This is a genomic window from Methylococcales bacterium, assembly GCA_030949405.1.
In the GTDB taxonomy this organism is placed as follows: Bacteria; Pseudomonadota; Gammaproteobacteria; order Methylococcales; family Methylomonadaceae; genus WTBX01.
In genome coordinates this window covers 758219-779650 of sequence record JAUZSN010000002.1, presented here as the reverse complement: position 1 = coordinate 779650, position 21432 = coordinate 758219, and the positions used below count along the sequence as shown (strand labels likewise).

Below are 21432 nucleotides of genomic sequence, written 5' to 3'. Positions count from 1 at the left end.
TCTTTTATGATATGTTGTCAAATCTATTTTAGAAATTTTATCTTTACCCTGAGATTTAAAGTAGATACCACTCAAAGAAGACCTGACCATTAATGATCTGCTCAATGCAAATACCATTGCCGAGTTGGCACAGATCATAGATCCAACAGCAGAGGAAGTACATAACTTGCCTGCTTGTCTAGTTAAGTTCCGTGAAGGTAGTCATCATATTCTCCCCATTTTTTTAGTACACCCTATTGCAGGTAATACGCATAACTATGTCAACTTACCCAATGTACTTGACCCTGAACAACCCATTTATGCCTTACAACATCCTAAATGGATCAATGAAAACCGAAGCTTTACCCGTATTGAAGAAATAGCAGCCTACTACCTTGAAGCTGTTCGCCAGGTTCAACCCAGAGGTCCCTATAATATTGGTGGCTATAGTGGTGGTGTTTATATCAGTTATGAAATGGCACAACAGTTGACCGTACAAGGAGAAGAGGTCGGTTTCTTGGCCTTAATTGACAAGCCCCATTGGGAAACTGAAGCTGACAAACCTAATTGGAACAAGTCTGAGTTTGGTACGCCACTCGAAACTATGATTTATTTCGCAGATTTGCGTACACCAAAGAGGAATGGTGAAAGCCATTTAAGTGAGTATCAGCAATTTAACAATTTTGATGAGCAATTAAGATATTTCATTAAAAACTCACCTTGGATTGGTGACATGCTACCTACAGATGCGACCCTTGATGACTGGAAAAAGTTTTGGGACGTTTTCGTAGAGCTACGTGTTATGAATGTGAGCTATTCACCTAAAATATATCATGGGCTCACGGTTTATTATGCAGCCGCAGAGCGCGACATCTATTATCCACGACTTAATGAAAAACCCTGGTTTAAATTTGTTCCCAACTTAATTTTTGAAGAGGTGCCTGGTGATCATGTCACTATGTGGCACCATCCGAATGTACAAGTCCTTGCACAGAAAATGAAACACTATTTCTGCCAGGCACCAAAAACTCAAAGCACTAATGAAGGTGCTCAAGTTGCAACCATAAATCAAACCGATCTCAGCAAAGATTTCCTTTTAGAAACCGCACAACAAAAAGCAGGTCTGGATGACTTTGGCAATCAACGCTTCCTGATTGGTTTAGAGCAGCTTATTGAATCAACTAATAAAGAAGCGCAGCTGCATGCAATGGGTAAGAACCTTGTTCAACAATTGATTATCAGATTATTAGTCAATCGTTTACAGATGCAGAATGATTTTAAACAACATCCTGACATTTTACAGACCCCGATTAAACAACCTTTATTTATTATGGGTTTGCCAAGAACGGGTTCCACACACCTACATAATCTATTGGCTCAAGACCCGAATAGCCGATGGTTACATTTATGGGAGGCATTTACACCATCACCATCACCTGATCCAAAAACGGTAGCCACTGATTCTCGAATCAAGAAGACTCAAGAAAGCTTTAAGGCATATGAAATGTTTAATCCTGAGTCAACAGCAATGCACAAGTATAATGCCAATGCACCTGAAGAATGTCTCTGGCTATTACAACATGATTTTATGTCCATTAGTTTTAGCTTCTTAATGTCTATTCCATCTTATACCGAATGGCTTAAAACTCAGGATATGACACCAGTTTATGACTACTATCGTCATCAACTGCAACTGTTAAGCTGGAAATGGTCAGCAGATCATTGGGTACTAAAAAATCCATTCCACATGGGTGATTTATCTGCATTGACAGCCGTATTTCCTGATGCTCACTTTATTCAAACACACCGAGAACCGTTGAAAGTCACTGCATCCTATAGTCGCTTAATCGAGAAACTGCGTCCCGCTTATTCAGACAAAGTTGATTCTCAAATAATAGGCAAAGAAACCCTGGATATATTGTCCCACCAGATTGAACAGGGAATGAAAGCACGAACAGCAATCTCTGATGGGCAGATTTGTGACATACCATTCGATAATCTTGTCAAAGATCCCGTGGGTACAGTCCAGCAGATTTATGATCATTTCGGTTACGAATATAGTCAAGTCATGGCTAATAACCTGGATAAATATATAACTAATAACCCCCGATATAAACATGGTAAATACAGTTATTCCTTAGAAGAGTTTGGGCTTGATGCCAGTGTGGTAAATGAGAGATTCAATGAATATTTAAAGAATAATGGAGCACTATGATGGAGAATTTTACAGCCTTTAATCCGACCAGACTTCATTTTGGTCACGACGTAGTTCATGAAATTGGAAATCATGCTTCACGGATTGGAAACCACGCTTTACTTGTGTATGGGCGTGGTTCAGTCCTTAAAAATGGAAGCTACCTGGATACTATTGGTAGCCTTAAGCAGCACAATATTAAAGTTACAGAATATAGTGGCATCAAGCCCAATCCATCGGTAAATGATGTAATGGAAGCTACGCAAATAGGCAGGGAAAATGAAGTGGATATGGTCGTGGCTGTGGGGGGTGGCAGCGTCATAGATTCAGCCAAGCTCATTTCCATCTGTATTGCAGAGAATTGTGATGCTTGGGAGGTGATGACGAAAGAATATGAGCCGAAGTTAGCAGTCCCCATCCTTGCCGTATTAACACTAGCTGCTACCGGAACGGAGATGAATTCGACGGCAGTACTTCAGAACCGCCTAAACAAGCAGAAATTAGGATTCAAACATGAACTGATGTTTCCGATGCATTCATACCTGGATCCCGCTTATACGCTTTCGGCTCCAGAAAACTATACTGCTTACGGAATAGTGGATCTAGTGGCTCATTGCCTCGAAGCCTGGTTTGGTAAAGGTGACGCTTCTCTTTCTGATCGATTCGTGATATCCATCATTAAGGAAGCCATGGAATATGGTCCAGCTTTAATGAAAGATCTGGGGAACTTCAAACTTCGGGCAAAGATTATGTGGGCGGCCACCAATGCTTTGAATAGCCTGACAATATATGGCAGAACTTCCGGTGATTGGGGTGTTCATATCCTTGGTCATACCCTTTCCGTTCTCTACGATACCCCGCATGGAGCCACACTTTCTATCATTTACCCCGCCTGGATGAAGGTAATGCGTAACAGGGCTGGTGAAAGAATTTCAGAACTGGGACAGGAGTTATTTGGGAACCCTTCGGTGGAAGACACCATAGTATCGTTCGAGAAGTTTTTCTCTGACCTGGGTTGTCCGATCAAATGCCAAGATGTCGGTATCGAGTCCTCAAGTAAGAAGGAAATCCTGCACCTTATGAATAAGAATCCAGTACAGAGTCTGAATTACAAACTTTCCGATGCAGAGCGGGAAGAAGTCTTAGTCGACATTTTTTAAACAAAAAGATAAGTAAGTAAGTAAGTAAGTAAGTAAGTAAGTAAGTAAGTAAGTAAGGAGAAAAGATATGAAACAAAAACCTGTATCTGAAAAACGTTCAATTCGTCCTTTAACCCAGGATGAGATTGCCTTTTTTTCGGAAAAATGGATACGTGGTTGTTCGCGCATTATTTGATGATGAAGAGATGAAACTGGTTCAGGCAGTTTGTCAGTCAGACCCCAATCTTGCCGTTTCCCTAAAAACCGTGGTTGATAATACAGAACATACTTGGGGTGCATCTGTTTGGACTGGTTTAAACGACAGTCTGGTCAGCGCCATAACCCGGACAGCACGCATGGTCGAGATTGCTGAAACCATTGCAGGCGGGGAATGTTATCATATGTATTCTAAAATTGTGCAAAAGCCACCCCATGATAAAAGTATCGTTCGTTGGCATCAGGCCTTTCCTTCCTGGTATGACGATGGTGTTCCTTTTCCGGACAAAGCGACAGACTGTTCGATTGCTGTCACCGAGAACACCAAGGCTAATGGATGCCTTCAAGTCATTGAAAAATCTCATCTGTTGGGGCGTATTGACCGTATTGAGATAGGCAATACAGTCGAGTCTGATCCAAAACACATAGAAAGAGCCTTGAGGGATCTAAAAATCGTCGACTGTGAAATGGATATTGGTGATACCGTATTTTTCCACCCCAATACAGTCCATGGTTCTCAACAAAATACAACTGACAATACTCGTATTCTAATGCATTGTCATTACAATGCCATGTCGAACCGACCTTTTGCAGAAGGTCTGGAGGCTCATTCCTGTCTACCTTTAGAGAAACTGCCAGATTCTGCTATTAAGGATGGAATTTACACAATAGGATTCGATCCCAATGCTAAAGACTGGAATTGGTACAACAAAGATCCTGAGGAGTATCTAAAAGCAATTGCTTAATAAAAATAGTTAAACTTGGTTTGTCAAATACTATCGAGTCAACGTTACGATGTATCTACTTTAAATTTCAGGGTAAAACAAATATCAGACCTGCAAACTTTGCGCTTTTTGAGCGATAAGATTCGCCATAGACGGCATTTTGAATTCACCACTAACTCGGTCATAAACATAATCATAAAAACTCACGGCTAGTTTTTTAGCCGTTTCAGCAAGACTCATAAAACTGTCTTTGATTTTCGTGCCTTTCTCATTTCGAGTCTGGAAGCTTATGTCTCGCGCACGCGCTTGTCTTCTTGCGCCGAGTTCGGCTGCATTATTATGTAATGGTAATTTCGGAAGTTCCAAAACTCGCAATAATTCGGTCTTTTTCGCCAGTGTTTTGGCGATGCGATCATTGAGGTCTTCATAATCGCTTGTGGTTGCAAACAATTCATTAAATCGCGTTAACAACCATGCCTTTTTATCGGGGCTGGGATTTTTTTGATAGTTAAGCAACTCCTTATAATACTCCCAATAGAGCCCTCGAAAATCGGCTAATGCTTGCTGATGTATTTCCAGAATTGGACGGAGTTTTTTGTAGTGGCGAGCATCGTGAACCCAGCATAACCCCAAATGTTCCGTCAGTAATTTGAATTGCGGCGCATCGTCTGCAAGCAAGGTTTCAATAACAGGAAAATCCGTTTGTTGCTGATAATAGGCAATGGCACAAGCTTCGGTGACATGCGCTACCTGTCTCACGCCTAATGTATTTAAGATCGCTAAGTGCAACTTAAATTGCGCTTCATTCATCACTGTATTGACAGGTATTTGAGCATCAACTTTTGCCCGTGCTTTATCAGCTAACTTGAACTCGTCAAGCAAGGATTGAGCCTGTTGATTGTAGATATAATGACGTGGCGCATAATCGGTCAGCACGTCCAGAACCGATAAACGGTTTTTGTGTTTGGTGGTGAAATAATCGGTAAACAAGTCGTTGCAGACCACCTGACAATAGTGGTTATCACCGTTGACTCGCGCACTGGTATCATCAATCTGCCCGTAATCACTGTTGAGAATACCGCTGCGATAAAGTTCGCTTTTTTCCTGATGCGCCCAGTCATAACCGCCTGTCCATTGCTGAGAAACATAAGTCGGCGACACCACAATGCCAATATTTTCAAAAAACCGACCATGGGTTTTTCGGTCACGCCCATCATCTTAAGCATGGGAATCAAGCTACGAATTCCAATACCAAATTCGCCCTGACCTCGAACGCCTTCAGGCAATTGGGCGCGGTAATACTTATTTTCAGAAGGTGAATAAAAAATCTCACGGAGATACTTAATATTATTGGTTTTGATGACAATGTCTTGAATCACCACTTCCGCAAAGCCTTTAGATACTAAGTCGCTAGGCAAGCCAGTTTTGTCGAGTAGGCATTTTAGCGTTTGGTCGATTTTAACTCGTGGGATCTTGGGTTTACGGCGGCGTTTTTCTTATCCGAGTCCGTATTTTCAGTGTCGTTATTAGTTTCTTTTTGCGCGTCAACTTGTGCTTTTTACGTTCGTCTTCGGATGAAATATCATCACCCTTATTATTTTTATTGGGTTTGATATCAGGCTTTCCCTGCTCACCTTTCAAGCGATTAACCTCGTCACGAAGTTGCTGTAATTCAGTTTCTAAAGACAATTTATCACTGGCTAAGCGTTCAATAAGATTGAATATTTTTTTGACAATATCCTGCGCTTCGCTACTTTCAATTTGAGCGATTTCTTGATAAATGGCGTTAGTTTCAGCCTGTAGGTCGTGGATATTCAAAGTATGTAAATGTTCGTTCTTTTATGATATGTTGTCAAATCTATTTTAGAAATTTTATCTTTACCCTGAGATTTAAAGTAGATACCATTATTGATAATTTCTTGTGTGTAAAGCGTACCTGCACGAAAGAAATTACCGATTAATTCTTTTTTTTAACATCCATACTCAAAACAGGATCTCCCTGTGTTGTATATTCCTGCTTGAGGCGTTCAATATTCTTAAATTGTTCGTCTCGATAAGGGATATTAGACTTTCCTGCCTCGGCTTTAAAAGCTTGCCGTGGACGAAAATTATGTTTTTTCAACAGTCTATCAACAACCGTTACACTCATTGGAAAGCCTTGTTCCCCAAGCTTTTTCGCGATAGCAGGGCGCGATAAATTTGTCCATTTTATCGTTTCATCCATGGGTGATCCCGCCGTGTTATTTTTCAATACGTCTAAAAATACCTCATCTATTCCATCAAGGGTTGGCAGTAAAAAGTTACGTCCTCCTCCTGATTTGCGAATGCGTTGCTTTTCATTAGATAGGTCGGTTTTTAATTCCTGTTGACCGCGAGTAATGGCGACGGTCTTTTTCCGATAAGCTATTATAAAAATTGCGCATTTGCGCTTCAATGTTTACTGGATAATTTTGTATTTTCATAACAATAGAGCATACTTGATTCAAAGCTTGTTACCAACTAATATAATTTATTAATTTTTGGGTTTTATTAAATCCGCATTCCATAATACGCTGAAGAATAAAGGTTATAACTTTGAACATAATTATGGTCATGGAAAAATTCATTTAGCAACAGTATTTTCAATGCTAATGATGTTAGCTTTTCTAATTGATCAAGTACAAGAAGAATGTTGTGAATTATTTCAAAACGCTAGAAAAAAATTTAGAACAAAAACTTATTTATGGCATAAAATGACAGCTTTATTCCTGTCTTATTTTATTCCAGATTGGGAAATTTTTTATTTATCAATTATAAATAAACATAAGCCGTATATATTAGAACCTAATATTGATATAAAAGAGGGTTTTGATAGCTCATAAAATAATTAAAGGTTATATAATTTCTTCTTCTTGCGTATTAATATAAAATAGTTTACCTAGTAAATTTAGTCGGTTTATCTTGCCGAAGGGTGACTTATTCATAAAATTTTGTACTCATTTTAAAATAAAAAAATAATACCTGGGGCGGGAGTTGCTGGAAGTGTTGTGAGAAGGAAACCTAAGTGCAAAACGACAAGCCTACGAACAGAAATATCATATTAGGCGTAGTCTCTGAGGTGAGTTGGCACAAGACAACGAAACCCAAGGTTTGTGAGATAACGTAAATGATGAGGTTGTGGCGTGACAGTTCATGTTCTTATCTGGGGAGGTCTGCTTAACAGGCAGTCGATAAGAAACCTGTAAAAGGCGCAGGGTTAGAAAATGTCTTGGCTTTTTGGAATCCATCAACCAAAGAGAGCGAATGTGATGGAAAATCGACGGCGGTCAATTCAGTAATGGATTGATTGTTTAAGCAGAAGTCAGCAGAAGCCATAGTAATCAAACGCCCATCGTAATGGTTGGGACACGGTGAAGGGCTGAACATTAACCAAAAGGTAAGAGGAATGTTTAACTTGAAGAAGCCCTATTTTCCGACAGGAAAAGGTCATCGTCAGCGTGAAAACATAACCCCAACCTTTGATGAAAACTTGTCTAAACGACAAGGGCTATTCTATGTAAGTAATAGCTGGATTAAGTGTTAGTAACACTGGGTTAATGAACCGCCCTGTGCGGATCCGCACGCAGGGTGGTGTGGGGGCTGAGGGTGAGATACCCTTGGCTACCCGATTAGCTGCTTTTTTGCTACTCATAGTCTGTAGACTTATAAGCATCAAAATACTTATTATACTCGCATGAGAAAACCAAGCCAAATTTTAACAAAAACATTATCCAATAACATCAAAAAGCTTCGCAGTGATATGAATTTATCACAAGAAGAGCTTGCCGATAAATGTGGACTTCATCGTACTTATGTTGGGGCGGTTGAACGTGGTGAACGGAATGTAACATTAAGCTCATTAGAAGTTTTGGCTTTGGCTTTAAATGTGGATGTACCTACTTTATTAACCGATAAAGCGAAGTGATTAATATGGATGCAAGATTGAAAATACCACCAAGTAACAAGAGTCTTTTAACCTCTCTACAAAATTTAGCAATAAAACTTGAACCATTGATAAATGCAAAATTTGTTCTAACAGGAAAATCCAGAACAGATGGTTCAAATATTCGCAAATTGATAGCTGATAAATTAATCAATTCTAATCCACCAGAAACTGCAAATAACAATATTTATGATGTGATTCCGCCAAAAGGTGTTCCTAAAATCCTTTTAGAATATGTCGACACATATATCGTAACAACTGGCAAATCGTATAATCTTCAAGTTTGGAATAGAAACCCGTCATCTGAATCTGTTCAAATCCAATATTCAAATGGTGAAACTCTTCAGTCTGGCGAAGTTAGATTTATTTTGGTAAAAGTTGACCCAGAGAATCACATTATTTCTGCTATTGCAGTACTAACACCTGAATACATTGTAAATAAATTTGGTGCATTTGGTAAACCTACAATAAAAAATCAGCTGATTATTTCCTCAACATTGCGACAGTTCGTGTTAGAAGAGCCAAGTTCAATATTATTTTATGATGATGCTATTGGGCATGAACTTAATTTAAAAAACCTATCACGTTTTAGCATTCACGACCAACCAACTTCTGAATCATTGCTACCACTTTCAATTATTAAGGATATTGTCATAGACAAAATAATTGGTAGAAATATTGCGCCAGCAGCAACTAAAAATAGAGGTCAAATGCTTGAAGAAATATTTGCCGATGCACTTGGCTATAGTATTAGGGATGATGAGTTACTTGCTGGTGGTTATCCTGATCTTCGCAATCAAGCTTTGGAGGTTAAAATTCAAGACTCACCAACGGTTGATTTGGGTAAATTCAGTCCAGAATTTGGCTACCAACTTAAGACGGGACAAAATAAAGAACTAACTGCGATATTCTTGTATCATAGGTTAATGACTAAAAAAACAGAACAACACAGAAAATACGCGCAGCTAGTCACGCAATTATCGCTGAAATTACAACAACAGGCAAGCAAACTGTTCGTAACTTAGCTTCAATTGTTGGTCGCTCAAAAAGCAGTGTGCATCGTCATCGTCAAGCGCAAACAAAGCGAAATCGACATCCTGAATCATCATTATGGGAAACCGAGGCAGGTAGTTCTTGGCAAAGATTAATGGTGTTTTCCGCCTTGTATGTCTTTGGATTAAAGGCAGGCGTAGGTGCAGAGACTTTATCGCTGTTTTTTAAAATGATACGGATTGACACCCATGTGGGCGTATCACCCGACGCACTGCGGACTCAAATCAATAAAATGGAAGTCTTATTGCCGCAGTTTCAGCAAGAATGCGAAAAAAGTGTGAAAAAACAAACACGTAAAGTTGTTGCTGGGCTGGATGAGACTTTTTTCGGCAACTTTATGATTTTAGTTTTAATGGACTTACGTTCTGGCTATCTTTTGTTGGAAGATATTAGCGATGATAGGTGCTACGATACTTGGTATAAAAGGTTTCGCCACGATTAGAATCATTAGGCATTGAGGTTAATCATGCGATTAGTGATCGCGCTAAGGCGTTGATAAAAATGGCAGTGACGGGGTTTAAGTGCGAATCGGGGGCAGATATTTTTCATGCTCAACAAGATATGAGTCGCTGGTTAGGCGCGAAAATCGGCAGGCGTGCAGCAAGGGCTGAAAAACAGCGGCAAGCAGCGCAAACCGCAGAGTCTACTGTTTCTAAAACGGCAACGATGCAGAAAATTATTGGACTTAAAACAACACGGATAACGGCTGAAAAAGAGCTTGAAGAAGCCAAAAAATACAAACAGATTATCACGAAAACTTACAAGGGATTGCGGATGAAGTTCATCCTTTTTCACTCAATGATAGTCGTAGAAACGATGCGGAACAGGTTGAGAAGTTGCTAGAGTTAAGAGCGCGAGCCTTTGAAAAAATAGCGGAAAAACAAGGGATTAACGATCATAAAGGCGTGATGAAAAAGTTTCGTAATCAAATAAAACCGTTAGCGGTATCCATCAGTTTTTGGTGGCTTTGGGTACGCGAAACCTTGCAAAATTTGGGGCTTGATGCGGATACCGAATATTGGTTGACCACAACATTATTACCCGTTGTTTATTGGAATCAGAAAATGGAACAAACTAAAAGCCGCAGGTCAAAGGAAAACTATCGAAAAGCTTGGGAAACCGCGTCTGATAAGCTCAAATCAGACCCATTTAGTGCAAAGTTATCAATCAGTGAAATGCAGCGATGGCTAACATTGGCGGAGCATATGGCAAGGCAGTTTCAACGCAGTTCATCTGCGGTGGAAGGGCGAAATGGCTGTTTATCGCAAATGTATCGCAATGGGCGAGGTTTGAATAAAAAGCGATTAAACGCGTTGACGGTCATTCATAACTACGGAATCAAACGTGAGGATGGCACAACCGCCGCCATGCGTTTATTTGATACCGAGTTTCCAGACTTGTTTTCATGGCTACTGAATGAAATGGGCGAGTTACCGCTTCCTAGAAATAGTCGAAAGCGTGTGTTTTCTAACCCTTTGAAATTGCTGGATGTCCCGTCTTAAATTGGTAGCCCAGAATTTGAACTTAAAGTTCCAGACTGTAGAGGTTTTACAACTAGAAATATGCGTTACTTTATTGCTCTTTCCAACCCAAAAACCAACATAGTTGAAGGAGCTATATTATGTCAGGGAAGTAAGCTTGGCTTGCATTTTACCTATGTAGCAGAAGAAAGTTATAAATGTCAGCGGTCAATACCAATGGGGTTTTTTGAAGTTATTCAAGGGCAATCTGTCTTTAACCCATAACTGTTGTTTATTATGCAACATTAAAAACTAACCAAACTATTTCATCAATTTCATTTTCGATAATAATTTGTTTTTTAGCATCCGTTTCTTTGTAGCATTTTTTAGCTAAAGCAATTAATGCCTTGGATTCTATATGATCTGGATTTGGTACAGGGAATTGTTCAACATACTGAGTAATAAATCTCCGTCTGTTTGAGTACAGTTTATTCTGAAATTTTATATCATAAAATTTCTCTATAAAACCTGAATTGGCTATAGCCAATATTAGCCACAAAATATCATCAGGCATTTCTTTATTATCGCGTAACAACCAATAACAATCTCCATTTACAACAGTTCCTTCTTTATCTAACCAGAATGTTGGGCGTTCGCTAATGTCACGAAAGATTACTTTTTCCTGCTTCCAAAATGATGGGTTTTGTGGAACCCATATTTCAAACCAGCTTCTATTTGCTTTAATCACATACTTCCGATTACTAAGTTGCTCTTTGTTTTTTTCAAGATAGCGTTTAGAAAGTGGGAACTGATTAATTTTAAAAGTCTCTCTTTTCCCATCTACCATGGTATGGGTATAAAGAATTGCCTTTTTTGCGTTTTCATTACACTTGAATCTGCTAGCAACATGGTGAGTTGTTAATGGTCGCAATAACTCAGGCTCATAGCCAACTTCGTTTTGCCAATCTGATCGAATAAAAACATTGTCAGCTGTTGTTTTTATGCCAACTCGAACTTTTCCTATATCTTTAAATAAGCACCAAGTCTTAGACTCAACCATATCAAGCCATTTTTCAGATGTCGAATTTTGAAGCCTCCACAAATCAGATGGACTTGAATCAAATGTTAAATATCCATTTTTAACGTAATAATTTCCTTGTTTAGAAGAAACAACACCATCATGTTTTAGGGCTTGAATTTGGCTTTCAACAAAAGGAATGTCTCCTTCATGATTTTCACTATCTACCATGTAGATAGACGAAAAAGGGATATTGGAATTTCTATTTTTATTTTGGGGTGTAAGAATCATCACTGCTGGTAAAACAGCCGCTTCAAAAACTTTGGTGTCACCAAAATCCCATATTCCTTTAATTGAATATTGATTATGAATTATTTCCCTGAATTTCCCTGCCCCTTTAGTTGTTAGAAAGCGATTAGACACAATCACACCAGCAACACCATCTGGTTTTAAGACTGATTTCATTGCAACCAAAAATGCTTGATAAATATCGACACGTCCTTTTAAACCAAAGTTTTTACTTAATAGCTGTGCTTGCTCTGCACCTAAAACTTGTGTCCGTATATATGGAGGATTCGCTATTAACAAGTCAAAATTTGGTATATCACTTGAATAAAATAAATCCTGTGAATCAGATAGATTGCCTTTTTCTATACAAACTTGCAAAAAGTCTTTATTTTGTAATATTGGTGTAATGTCTGGGTATAGTGTTTTTAATCTATTTCTAGTGATTACAATTGACTCAGGATTTGTATCAAAGCCGTAAACATCAATATCATTGAAGGATTGGTTTTTTAAAGCTTTTATCAAACTTATAAGTAATTCGCCATCCCCAACTGCTGGATCAACTATCCTTATAGATTTTTTGAGGCTCGCATTAAAAATAATATTTTCAGATATAAAGTCGGAAAAAACAGCTGGCGTGTAGTGCGCACCTTCTTGTTTTCTTGATTCTACATGGTTATACCGCTCAACTACTTGCATTAATACTCTCCTCAATAATGCTACTTATAGTATTCATTTTATTGAGGGATGTCAATAGTTGAGATGCACTATATTTTGAGGCAGCTAACGCGGTGCTGACCCGCAGCCTGTGATATGTGGAGCTTGTGTAGCAAGGTTTTCATATTATGGGGTGACGGGTCTAGTAGCTTGTTCTGGTGCAAGGCGACAGAACAAGGTGCTTGACGAAGTCAGCACCGCGTTCTCGGCGGCTCAGTCGCCGAGAACGCTTGAGCTCACCGGCTAATTACGAGCGCCAGCGAGTAATTAGTCCGGTGCAGCGATTTGTTATATTTTGTATGCTTGATTCGTGTAGACGATAGATATACAAAATAGAACTAGTTGCAATTACAAGATAACAGACAAAATCTATTATTTGATTTGCTTCTATAGATTGCATTTCACTTATCTCACTATATCCCTTCGTAATCACGCTAAAAACTATGAGGCATGGAAAGAATAGGCTACCAATTTAAGACGGGACATCCAGCAATTTCAAAGGGTTAGAAAACACACGCTTTCGACTATTTCTAGGAAGCGGTAACTCGCCCATTTCATTCAGTAGCCATGAAAACAAGTCTGGAAACTCGGTATCAAATAAACGCATGGCGGCGGTTGTGCCATCCTCACGTTTGATTCCGTAGTTATGAATGACCGTCAACGCGTTTAATCGCTTTTTATTCAAACCTCGCCCATTGCGATACATTTGCGATAAACAGCCATTTCGCCCTTCCACCGCAGATGAACTGCGTTGAAACTGCCTTGCCATATGCTCCGCCAATGTTAGCCATCGCTGCATTTCACTGATTGATAACTTTGCACTAAATGGGTCTGATTTGAGCTTATCAGACGCGGTTTCCCAAGCTTTTCGATAGTTTTCCTTTGACCTGCGGCTTTTAGTTTGTTCCATTTTCTGATGCCAATAAACAACGGGTAATAATGTTGTGGTCAACCAATATTCGGTATCCGCATCAAGCCCCAAATTTTGCAAGGTTTCGCGTACCCAAAGCCACCAAAAACTGATGGATACCGCTAACGGTTTTATTTGATTACGAAACTTTTTCATCACGCCTTTATGATCGTTAATCCCTTGTTTTTCCGCTATTTTTTCAAAGTCTCGCGCTCTTAACTCTAGCAACTTCTCAACCTGTTCCGCATCGTTTCTACGACTATCATTGAGTGAAAAAGGATGAACTTCATCCGCAATCCCTTGTAAGTTTTCGTGATAATCTGTTTGTATTTTTTTGGCTTCTTCAAGCTCTTTTTCAGCCGTTATCCGTGTTGTTTTAAGTCCAATAATTTTCTGCATCGTTGCCGTTTTAGAAACAGTAGACTCTGCGGTTTGCGCTGCTTGCCGCTGTTTTTCAGCCCTTGCTGCACGCCTGCCGATTTTCGCGCCTAACCAGCGACTCATATCTTGTTGAGCATGAAAAATATCTGCCCCCGATTCGCACTTAAACCCCGTCACTGCCATTTTTATCAACGCCTTAGCGCGATCACTAATCGCATGATTAACCTCAATGCCTAATGATTCTAATCGTGGCGAAACCTTTTTATACCAAGTATCGTAGCACTTATCATCGCTAATATCTTCCAACAAAAGATAGCCAGAACGTAAGTCCATTAAAACTAAAATCATAAAGTTGCCGAAAAAAGTCTCATCCAGCCCAGCAACAACTTTACGTGTTTGTTTTTTCACACTTTTTTCGCATTCTTGCTGAAACTGCGGCAATAAGACTTCCATTTTATTGATTTGAGTCCGCAGTGCGTCGGGTGATACGCCCACATGGGTGTCAATCCGTATCATTTTAAAAAACAGCGATAAAGTCTCTGCACCTACGCCTGTCTTTAATCCAAAGACATACAAGGCGGAAAACACCATTAATCTTTGCCAAGAACTACCTGCCTCGGTTTCCCATAATGATGATTCAGGATGTCGATTTCGCTTTGTTTGCGCTTGACGATGACGATGCACACTGCTTTTTGAGCGACCAACAATTGAAGCTAAGTTACGAACAGTTTGCTTGCCTGTTGTTGTAATTTCAGCGATAATTGCGTGACTAGCTGCGCGTATTTTCTGTGTTGTTCTGTTTTTTTAGTCATTAACCTATGATACAAGAATATCGCAGTTAGTTCTTTATTTTGTCCCGTCTTAAGTTGGTAGCCCTATTCGGCTACCAATTTAAGACGGGACATCCAGCAATTTCAAAGGGTTAGAAAACACACGCTTTCGACTATTTCTAGGAAGCGGTAACTCGCCCATTTCATTCAGTAGCCATGAAAACAAGTCTGGAAACTCGGTATCAAATAAACGCATGGCGGCGGTTGTGCCATCCTCACGTTTGATTCCGTAGTTATGAATGACCGTCAACGCGTTTAATCGCTTTTTATTCAAACCTCGCCCATTGCGATACATTTGCGATAAACAGCCATTTCGCCCTTCCACCGCAGATGAACTGCGTTGAAACTGCCTTGCCATATGCTCCGCCAATGTTAGCCATCGCTGCATTTCACTGATTGATAACTTTGCACTAAATGGGTCTGATTTGAGCTTATCAGACGCGGTTTCCCAAGCTTTTCGATAGTTTTCCTTTGACCTGCGGCTTTTAGTTTGTTCCATTTTCTGATGCCAATAAACAACGGGTAATAATGTTGTGGTCAACCAATATTCGGTATCCGCATCAAGCCCCAAATTTTGCAAGGTTTCGCGTACCCAAAGCCACCAAAAACTGATGGATACCGCTAACGGTTTTATTTGATTACGAAACTTTTTCATCACGCCTTTATGATCGTTAATCCCTTGTTTTTCCGCTATTTTTTCAAAGGCTCGCGCTCTTAACTCTAGCAACTTCTCAACCTGTTCCGCATCGTTTCTACGACTATCATTGAGTGAAAAAGGATGAACTTCATCCGCAATCCCTTGTAAGTTTTCGTGATAATCTGTTTGTATTTTTTTGGCTTCTTCAAGCTCTTTTTCAGCCGTTATCCGTGTTGTTTTAAGTCCAATAATTTTCTGCATCGTTGCCGTTTTAGAAACAGTAGACTCTGCGGTTTGCGCTGCTTGCCGCTGTTTTTCAGCCCTTGCTGCACGCCTGCCGATTTTCGCGCCTAACCAGCGACTCATATCTTGTTGAGCATGAAAAATATCTGCCCCCGATTCGCACTTAAACCCCGTCACTGCCATTTTTATCAACGCCTTAGCGCGATCACTAATCGCATGATTAACCTCAATGCCTAATGATTCTAATCGTGGCGAAACCTTTTTATACCAAGTATCGTAGCACCTATCATCACTAATATCTTCCAACAAAAGATAGCCAGAACGTAAGTCCATTAAAACTAAAATCATAAAGTTGCCGAAAAAAGTCTCATCCAGCCCAGCAACAACTTTACGTGTTTGTTTTTTCACACTTTTTTCGCATTCTTGCTGAAACTGCGGCAATAAGACTTCCATTTTATTGATTTGAGTCCGCAGTGCGTCGGGTGATACGCCCACATGGGTGTCAATCCGTATCATTTTAAAAAACAGCGATAAAGTCTCTGCACCTACGCCTGCCTTTAATCCAAAGACATACAAGGCGGAAAACACCATTAATCTTTGCCAAGAACTACCTGCCTCGGTTTCCCATAATGATGATTCAGGATGTCGATTTCGCTTTGTTTGCGCTTGACGATGACGATGCACACTGCTTTTTGAGCGACCAACAATTGAAGCTAAGTTACGAACAGTTTGCTTGCCTGTTGTTGTAATTTCAGCGATAATTGCGTGACTAGCTGCGCGTATTTTCTGTGTTGTTCTGTTTTTTTAGTCATTAACCTATGATACAAGAATATCGCAGTTAGTTCTTTATTTTGTCCCGTCTTAAGTTGGTAGCCTCAACTTTAAAGACAGTGATGATGCTTTTATGTTGAAAGGTTTTATGTTCAAAGATTTAAATAGTGAGCTAAAATCTTTAATTCTTAATTATGAGATAACAGCTATGAAAGTTCATACAGAAGTTCCAGAAATTGTTACAGAAATATTTTTAGATCTAAATTATCAGCCCATTGCGGTTACTTCAAATGAAATGACAACGTCCATTAGCTATGGAAATATCGTAAAAAAAGCTAAAGAGTTATCTAAAGTTGGATCAGGAAAATTTGTATATAATCCAGAAATATGGAAATTATTTGGACATCAAACTAGATATAAAAAAGATGGGTCTTTTACTATTCCTGCAAAAGATAAAGGCGGGTCTATATCTGTAGAAGTTTTAAAAACAATGTTATCTTTCGTGGATAAGGAAATTGTTTTGAACAAAGATAGAAATTGGATTAGAAAAAAATTAATAAAAAGTAAAGATAATAATCTTTCTGATTATGGTCTAGATAATTTTAAAGAAATATCAACTCACATTTGCAAAATATTTGAAGATGAAATTTTAAGTAATGATAAAAATTTATCTCCATTTTTTAATACTCCAGCAGAAAAAAATAAAGCAGTTTTTGTTTCTGAACTCTCTGAAATTCTATATTTATCATTATCTGAAATTGACATAGATCATATTTCTAATGCTAGTTTAGATGAGAATTATAAAATTTATAAAGAGATAAAAGAACTATTTGTTGATGAAATAAAACCTGCTATTATTTCTCAACTTGAAAATGAATCAGGTTTAAATCAAATTAAAAATCAATTTATTCAAAAGATAAACGCATTATTATAAAAAGGTAACGTTATATGGAAAATCAAAAACCGATGAACCTTGATCTATTTAATAGACTTGTTCTTCTAAATAAAATATATTAAAATCAATTGCTTATATATACTTGATAACATTCACAATCAGTTGATACAGCCTAATAAATAAACTTTAAATTAAATTATTAAAAATAATAAATAAGCTTTATAATAAATTTCTATAAAAAATAAAAATCAAAGTATAACATGAAAATAAAAGAAATTTTACCAAGAATTTATGATGATAGACAGTTAAGAGCTTTAACAGGATTAAAAACAGAACATTTTATTTTACTATTATCTCTATTTGAAAAGACCCTTATTAGACTTGTTCTTCTAAATAAAATATATTAAAATCAATTGCTTATATATACTTGATAACACTCACAATCAGTTGATACAGCCTAATAAATAAACTTTAAATTAAATTATTAAAAATAATAAATAAGCTTTATAATAAATTTCTATAAAAAATAAAAATCAAAGTATAACATGAAAATAAAAGAAATTTTACCAAGAATTTATGATGATAGACAGTTAAGAGCTTTAACAGGATTAAAAACAGAACATTTTATTTTACTATTATCTCTATTTGAAAAGACCCTTATTGAAGATCAAAAAGAAAAACATGAAAATAAAGAAAGAAAATACGGTAGTGGTTTAGATAGCACATTAAAAACACCCGCAGACAAATTATTATTTATATTAAATTATATGAAGTGTTATTCTACTTTCGATCACTTAGGGTTTTCTTTTAATATGAATAAATCATGCGCCCATACTCATGTATACAAATTATTTCCAATTTTAATAAAGACGTTAGATATATTTAATGTTTTACCTGCAACAAGTTTTTCAACCCCTGAAGAAATGCAGCAGGCTTTTGGCGGAATTCAAACATTGATAATAGATGCTACAGAGCGTGCTGTACAACGCCCTAGTGACTATGAAGAACAAAATGAATTTTACAGTGGTAAAAAAAACAGCATACAATTAAAAATACCACTATAGCTTCTTTAGGTCATTTAATTTTATATATTGGGGTTAGTTTTCCAGGTAAAAATCATGATTATGGAATGTTTAAAAAAGAATTTAATCCAGAATTAAATTGGTTTAGTAATTTTAATATATTTATTGATTTAGGTTATTTGGGGTTTAATAATGAATATAAAACTAATTCGGTAAATATTCCTCATAAAAAACCAAATAAATCTAAGCATAATCCAAACCCAACATTAACTGAAAATCAAAAAAAGAAAACAAAGAGATGAGTCGTGAAAGAGTCATTGTTGAGCATGTAATCGGTGGAATGAAAAGATATAGATGCCTAGTTGACAAGTTTAGAAATAAAAAAGAAGGTGTAAAAGATTTATTTTCTTTTTTAGCGGCTATCCTATGGAATTTTAACATGATATATTAACTTCTTCTTAAAGAACAAGTCTATTGAAGATCAAAAAGAAAAACATGAAAATAAAGAAAGAAAATACGGTAGTGGTTTAGATAGCACATTAAAAACACCCGCAGACAAATTATTATTTATATTAAATTATATGAAGTGCTATTCTACTTTCGATCACTTAGGGTTTTCTTTTAATATGAATAAATCATGCGCCCATACTCATGTATACAAATTATTTCCAATTTTAATAAAGACGTTAGATATATTTAATGTTTTACCTGCAACAAGTTTTTCAACCCCTGAAGAAATGCAGCAGGCTTTTGGCGGAGTTCAAACATTGATAATAGATGCTACAGAGCGTGCTGTACAACGCCCTAGTGACTATGAAGAACAAAATGAATTTTACAGTGGTAAAAAAAACAGCATACAATTAAAAATACCACTATAGCTTCTTTAGGTCATTTAATTTTATATATTGGGGTTAGTTTTCCGGTAAAAATCATGATTATGGAATGTTTAAAAAGAATTTAATCCAGAATTAAATTGGTTTAGTAATTTTAATATATTTATTGATTTAGGTTATTTGGGGTTTAATAATGAATATAAAACTAATTCGGTAAATATTCCTCATAAAAAACCAAATAAATCTAAGCATAATCCAAACCCAACATTAACAGAAAATCAAAAAAAAGAAAACAAAGAGATGAGTCGTGAAAGAGTCATTGTTGAGCATGTAATCGGTGGAATGAAAAGATATAGATGCCTAGTTGACAAGTTTAGAAATAAAAAAGAAGGTGTAAAAGATTTATTTTCTTTTTTAGCGGCTATCCTATGGAATTTTAACATGATATATTAACTTCTTCTTAAAGAACAAGTCTAATAAATTTATAGATAAAGAGAAAGATGTTTTTATATCTACAACTAAAGGATTAAAAAAATCTTTTAATCTTCTAAGAAACTCTATTCCAGAAAAAATAAGAGTCGAGAATGTCAAAACAACACCAAACTCTTCTGTAAAATTACTTACAAAAATAAAAAATGAGGGTGATATTTTAGGATTGCTTCCAGCCCCAAAAACACTTATTAAACATTTTGATGGTTTGGATAGTTTAGAAAAATATTCCAATCTCAATTTAAATGATGATGATGAATCTAAATTTCTCCAAAGATTTTATAAGTTTTTTATAAAAGCATCAAAAAATGGAATTTCTAAAGAAAATAAAAATATTCTTTTAAGCGATAGCGAAACAATTAAAGAGATTTATTATTTAGATAAATCTGTTGAGTCTTTATCTGACGATGACTTTAAAGCTATTGTACAAATCTACAAAATGAAAATTGAAAATAAAAATGACGGTGCTTTGAAACTAGCTAAACAATATAAAAAATCGCCCATTTTTAGAAGAAATATTATCAATATAATTATGATTCATAATCTCGCATTTGATAATGGATTTGATTTTAACTTTGTAAATGAGCATATTGTAGACTTGCTTTTGATATCTTATCTAAATAAAAATATTTCAAAAGCAGTTGTAACCAAAAATATACTATTTACGTTACGAAACCTAAAAGATGAAAAAATTACTGATTTAGAAAGTATTTTTAATAATACTAAAACGAGTAAAGGTGAACTTATTTCCCGTATAAATAAAGATATTAATTTACAAAGTTGGTTGTTGATGAAAATCACTATCGGAAATGCAAAAACAAATAAACTATCTTTTGTAAAAGAGGTTTTTAATTTAGATATTTCTAAATATCAAATGGAAAAAGTTCTTGCGTTAAGCAATGGTTCAGTAAAAAATAGAGAAGCTCTATCTAAGTTGGTTTTAAATTTAAACAGTGAAAAAGATAACCTATTTTTAAAAATTAATTCTGCTTTGTCGTCTTAGCCACCAAATGAGCCAACATAACTAATTTTCCTTGATTATCTATGTATATGTACAAAATAACTGGGCTAGGTAAAATTATTACCCAGTTATTGCTATTCCGACCTCTTGATATTCGCTCCTTAATACTTTTAATGGTACACGGCTATTATTTAAGGTGATTCTAAACCTTGTGCATTAATTTCCGTGTAACCGCTTAAATAACTCATTGCTTTTCTTTTAACTTTGGCAACTTCCATTACCGCGTTAGTCATTGCTGCATCTTTGCGTAAAACATCTAAAATTTCGCGTTCTTCTGCACTTATTTCATTTGTTCCCTCTTTTCCAGTCAGTAAATAATCCGCGCTTACATTTAAAACTTCACTAAGTTTAATGAGAGTTGTTTTTGAGGTATATTTTTTGTTTGTTTCTAATCCAGATAGCCCTCCAGATGTAATTCCTATCTTTTCAGCTAATTGTGTTTGACTCCATCCTTTACTTTTCCGTGTTTTTTTTATTCGGTCGCCCATTTCCATTTTAAAATCTCCTAATAAAGTTATTGACAATTTATTACCAATGGTTAAAAATAGTGCAAAATTATTTCTTGGTAGTCTACCTATAAGTAGTCAAGTTAAGCAATACAAAAAATGTAATTGTCGCAAAGGTTGGATTTAACAACTGATTTGCGACCAATA

Annotated in this window: 27 protein-coding genes; 19 read left to right on the top strand and 8 right to left on the bottom strand. The window is 36.7% G+C overall.

All coding sequences use genetic code 11. The annotated features are described in order from the left end of the window. The first annotated feature begins 124 nt into the window (after positions 1-124). The 3 genes from Q9M50_04125 (at position 125) to Q9M50_04115 (ending at position 4274) form a co-directional block, all read left to right on the top strand. Entirely contained in the window at positions 125-2194 is a 2070-nt protein-coding gene (locus Q9M50_04125) for a sulfotransferase (GenBank protein MDQ7089818.1), read from the top strand. Next, on the top strand, positions 2191-3333 hold the full coding sequence (locus Q9M50_04120) for an iron-containing alcohol dehydrogenase (GenBank protein MDQ7089817.1): 1143 nt from the start codon (positions 2191-2193) through the stop codon (positions 3331-3333). The genes Q9M50_04125 and Q9M50_04120 overlap by 4 nt, the downstream gene beginning before the upstream one ends. Before the next feature lie 125 nt (positions 3334-3458). After that, on the top strand, positions 3459-4274 hold the full coding sequence (locus tag Q9M50_04115; GenBank protein MDQ7089816.1) for a phytanoyl-CoA dioxygenase family protein: 816 nt from the start codon (positions 3459-3461) through the stop codon (positions 4272-4274). A gap of 84 nt (positions 4275-4358) precedes the next feature. Here the strand turns inward: Q9M50_04115 and Q9M50_04110 are convergent, their stop codons facing one another. The 3 genes from Q9M50_04110 to Q9M50_04100 all read right to left on the bottom strand — a co-directional run bounded on the left by Q9M50_04110 (position 4359) and on the right by Q9M50_04100 (position 6687). Next, a complete protein-coding gene (locus Q9M50_04110) occupies positions 4359-5414 on the bottom strand; it encodes a transposase (GenBank protein ID MDQ7089815.1) in 1056 nt (351 codons plus the stop codon). Between the two features lie 318 nt (positions 5415-5732). Then, a complete protein-coding gene (locus Q9M50_04105; GenBank protein ID MDQ7089814.1) occupies positions 5733-6071 on the bottom strand; it encodes a hypothetical protein in 339 nt (112 codons plus the stop codon). Between the two features lie 139 nt (positions 6072-6210). Further along, a complete protein-coding gene (locus Q9M50_04100; GenBank protein ID MDQ7089813.1) occupies positions 6211-6687 on the bottom strand; it encodes a hypothetical protein in 477 nt (158 codons plus the stop codon). A gap of 85 nt (positions 6688-6772) precedes the next feature. On the opposite strand from Q9M50_04100, the gene Q9M50_04095 reads away from it, so the two are divergent. Beyond that, positions 6773-7114: a hypothetical protein gene (locus Q9M50_04095; protein MDQ7089812.1), complete on the top strand. Its 342-nt coding sequence runs from the start codon at positions 6773-6775 to the stop codon at positions 7112-7114. 334 nt (positions 7115-7448) lie between these two features. On the opposite strand, the gene Q9M50_04090 is transcribed toward Q9M50_04095, so the two are convergent. After that, the gene (locus Q9M50_04090; GenBank protein ID MDQ7089811.1) at positions 7449-7607 is read right to left on the bottom strand and encodes a hypothetical protein; all 159 of its coding nucleotides are present in this window, start codon (positions 7605-7607) and stop codon (positions 7449-7451) included. A gap of 70 nt (positions 7608-7677) precedes the next feature. Between Q9M50_04090 and Q9M50_04085 the strand changes: the two genes are divergently transcribed. The 7 genes from Q9M50_04085 (at position 7678) to Q9M50_04055 (ending at position 11012) form a co-directional block, all read left to right on the top strand. Beyond that, positions 7678-7815 (top strand): hypothetical protein, encoded by a 138-nt coding sequence (locus tag Q9M50_04085; GenBank protein ID MDQ7089810.1) that lies wholly within the window; start codon positions 7678-7680, stop codon positions 7813-7815. A 150-nt stretch (positions 7816-7965) separates the two neighbouring features. Beyond that, the gene (locus Q9M50_04080; protein MDQ7089809.1) at positions 7966-8196 is read left to right on the top strand and encodes a helix-turn-helix transcriptional regulator; all 231 of its coding nucleotides are present in this window, start codon (positions 7966-7968) and stop codon (positions 8194-8196) included. A 5-nt stretch (positions 8197-8201) separates the two neighbouring features. Continuing rightward, a complete protein-coding gene (locus Q9M50_04075) occupies positions 8202-9239 on the top strand; it encodes a hypothetical protein (protein ID MDQ7089808.1) in 1038 nt (345 codons plus the stop codon). 29 nt (positions 9240-9268) lie between these two features. Next, the gene (locus tag Q9M50_04070; GenBank protein ID MDQ7089807.1) at positions 9269-9709 is read left to right on the top strand and encodes a hypothetical protein; all 441 of its coding nucleotides are present in this window, start codon (positions 9269-9271) and stop codon (positions 9707-9709) included. Between the two features lie 59 nt (positions 9710-9768). Further along, positions 9769-10110: a hypothetical protein gene (locus Q9M50_04065; protein ID MDQ7089806.1), complete on the top strand. Its 342-nt coding sequence runs from the start codon at positions 9769-9771 to the stop codon at positions 10108-10110. Further along, positions 10104-10769: a DUF6399 domain-containing protein gene (locus Q9M50_04060; protein ID MDQ7089805.1), complete on the top strand. Its 666-nt coding sequence runs from the start codon at positions 10104-10106 to the stop codon at positions 10767-10769. Before Q9M50_04065 ends, Q9M50_04060 begins: the two co-directional genes overlap by 7 nt. 60 nt (positions 10770-10829) lie before the next feature. Further along, positions 10830-11012 (top strand): hypothetical protein, encoded by a 183-nt coding sequence (locus Q9M50_04055; protein ID MDQ7089804.1) that lies wholly within the window; start codon positions 10830-10832, stop codon positions 11010-11012. Between the two features lie 10 nt (positions 11013-11022). Here Q9M50_04055 and Q9M50_04050 read toward each other — a convergent pair whose 3' ends face one another. The 3 genes from Q9M50_04050 to Q9M50_04040 form a co-directional block, all read right to left on the bottom strand. Further along, positions 11023-12729 (bottom strand): N-6 DNA methylase, encoded by a 1707-nt coding sequence (locus Q9M50_04050; protein ID MDQ7089803.1) that lies wholly within the window; start codon positions 12727-12729, stop codon positions 11023-11025. A 490-nt stretch (positions 12730-13219) separates the two neighbouring features. After that, complete coding sequence (locus Q9M50_04045; protein MDQ7089802.1) at positions 13220-14722, bottom strand: DUF6399 domain-containing protein; 1503 nt, start codon at positions 14720-14722, stop codon at positions 13220-13222. Between the two features lie 207 nt (positions 14723-14929). Further along, positions 14930-16432, bottom strand: coding sequence for a DUF6399 domain-containing protein (locus tag Q9M50_04040; protein ID MDQ7089801.1), 1503 nt, complete (start codon positions 16430-16432; stop codon positions 14930-14932). Between the two features lie 235 nt (positions 16433-16667). Here Q9M50_04040 and Q9M50_04035 point away from each other — a divergent pair, with 235 nt between their 5' ends. The 8 genes from Q9M50_04035 to Q9M50_04000 all read left to right on the top strand — a co-directional run bounded on the left by Q9M50_04035 (position 16668) and on the right by Q9M50_04000 (position 20761). Beyond that, positions 16668-17453, top strand: a complete 786-nt coding sequence (locus tag Q9M50_04035; protein MDQ7089800.1) for a hypothetical protein — start codon at positions 16668-16670, stop codon at positions 17451-17453. Positions 17454-17674: 221 nt separating this feature from the next. Then, positions 17675-17821 carry a hypothetical protein gene (locus tag Q9M50_04030; GenBank protein MDQ7089799.1) on the top strand — a complete coding sequence of 49 codons (147 nt, stop codon included), beginning with the start codon at positions 17675-17677 and terminating at the stop codon, positions 17819-17821. 138 nt (positions 17822-17959) lie between these two features. Beyond that, positions 17960-18478 (top strand): transposase family protein, encoded by a 519-nt coding sequence (locus Q9M50_04025; protein ID MDQ7089798.1) that lies wholly within the window; start codon positions 17960-17962, stop codon positions 18476-18478. A 65-nt stretch (positions 18479-18543) separates the two neighbouring features. Further along, positions 18544-18738 carry a hypothetical protein gene (locus Q9M50_04020; protein ID MDQ7089797.1) on the top strand — a complete coding sequence of 65 codons (195 nt, stop codon included), beginning with the start codon at positions 18544-18546 and terminating at the stop codon, positions 18736-18738. Then, complete coding sequence (locus tag Q9M50_04015) at positions 18735-18887, top strand: hypothetical protein (protein ID MDQ7089796.1); 153 nt, start codon at positions 18735-18737, stop codon at positions 18885-18887. The genes Q9M50_04020 and Q9M50_04015 overlap by 4 nt, the downstream gene beginning before the upstream one ends. A 22-nt stretch (positions 18888-18909) precedes the next feature. Then, complete coding sequence (locus tag Q9M50_04010) at positions 18910-19314, top strand: transposase family protein (GenBank protein MDQ7089795.1); 405 nt, start codon at positions 18910-18912, stop codon at positions 19312-19314. A 135-nt stretch (positions 19315-19449) separates the two neighbouring features. Then, on the top strand, positions 19450-19722 hold the full coding sequence (locus Q9M50_04005) for a transposase family protein (protein MDQ7089794.1): 273 nt from the start codon (positions 19450-19452) through the stop codon (positions 19720-19722). A gap of 202 nt (positions 19723-19924) precedes the next feature. Beyond that, a complete protein-coding gene (locus Q9M50_04000) occupies positions 19925-20761 on the top strand; it encodes a hypothetical protein (protein MDQ7089793.1) in 837 nt (278 codons plus the stop codon). A gap of 149 nt (positions 20762-20910) precedes the next feature. Here Q9M50_04000 and Q9M50_03995 read toward each other — a convergent pair whose 3' ends face one another. Continuing rightward, positions 20911-21273, bottom strand: coding sequence for a helix-turn-helix transcriptional regulator (locus Q9M50_03995; protein ID MDQ7089792.1), 363 nt, complete (start codon positions 21271-21273; stop codon positions 20911-20913). Between the last annotated feature and the right edge of the window lie 159 nt (positions 21274-21432).